The sequence below is a fragment of the Pseudomonas sp. P5_B2 genome, from assembly GCF_056400445.1.
Genome location: NZ_JBFULH010000930.1, coordinates 1 through 1291, shown reverse-complemented (window position 1 = coordinate 1291; position 1291 = coordinate 1). Strand labels below are relative to the sequence as shown.

Annotated in this window: 2 protein-coding genes; both read left to right on the top strand. The window is 56.2% G+C overall.

Annotation, left to right across the window (positions count from 1 at the left end; translation table 11 throughout):
• Positions 1-588, top strand: a 588-nt coding sequence (locus AC1DRJ_RS28085) for an aldehyde dehydrogenase family protein (RefSeq protein ID WP_477805011.1), incomplete at its 5' end; no start/stop codon positions are given.
• A gap of 262 nt (positions 589-850) precedes the next feature.
• Positions 851-1291: AbrB family transcriptional regulator (locus tag AC1DRJ_RS28080; protein WP_477805010.1), on the top strand; the 441-nt coding region annotated here is incomplete at its 3' end.

Sequence of the window (1291 nt, the reverse complement as noted above, 5' to 3'; positions counted from 1 at the left end):
GGCCAGACCTGCGTTTGCGCCAACCGTCTGTACATCCAGGATTCGGTCTACGACGCGTTCGCCGAGAAGCTGAAAGTGGCTGTGGCCAAGCTGAAGATCGGCAACGGTCTGGAGGAGGGCACCACCACTGGCCCGCTGATCGACGAAAAAGCTGTGGCCAAGGTGCAAGAACACATTGCCGACGCCGTTGCCAWAGGCGCCACCGTACTGTCCGGCGGCAAATCGATGGAAGGCAACTTCTTCGAGCCGACCATYCTGACCAACGTGCCGAACAACGCKGCCGTGGCCAAGGAAGAAACCTTCGGYCCACTGGCKCCACTGTTCCGCTTCAAAGACGAAGCTGAMGTGATCGCGATGTCCAACGAYACCGAGTTCGGTCTGGCCTCGTACTTCTAYGCTCGYGACCTGGGTCGTGTGTTCCGWGTGGCTGAAGCCCTKGAATACGGYATGGTCGGMGTMAACACCGGGYTGATCTCCAACGAAGTCGCKCCGTTCGGTGGCATCAAGRSCTCGGGCCTGGGCCGTGAAGGYTCCAAGTACGGCATCGAAGATTAYCTGGAAATCAAATAYCTCTGCTTGGGGATCTAGCTGCGTCCTAGGGTTAACAAATCTGGACTCTTCGAGCGCTTGCATCCGAATGTGTGACGTTGAATATCCCCGTTCTTCAGCCACACCTGTGGGGTAGTAGCACTTCGCTTTTACCCCGCATTCCGCTACCAGATGCTTTGAGAGTTCATATCCCTTTTGTTTATAGGCATCTAGGTAGCGACTTGGACAATGCATCGCTCCTCTTCGTCTACCGGCCTCAGCAATTCGAGAGATTATCGGGGCACGGATGGATGCGCCCTCAATGTTCGTGAAGAGGATACTCGTGGCAGAAATCCATTGGTCGAGATTTGTGACGACCCCGCTTATAGGGATCATTGGAGGGGTTCTTGCGAGTTACGTGCACTGGCCCTTGCCATGGATGGTGGGCTCGCTTGTCGCTGTGATACTGGTTAAGTGCTGCGCCCCTTGGCAGATCGCCCCTCTACCTGGTGGGCGTAAGGCTGGCCAGTGGGTGGTGGGGTTGGGTATCGGACTGCATTTCAATGCGGCAGTCATCGAGCAAATCCTAAACTATTCCATCCCTATAGTTGCCGGCGCACTAATTACCACCATGGTGAGTGTCATTGCCGTTTGGTTAATGCGTTCCAGTGGGCACGACAGAGCGACCGCATTCTTTTCTTCCATGCCCGGAGGGGCTGCGGAGATGGTGAATCTGGGGCAGCGCAACGGTGCGCTGCTAAGC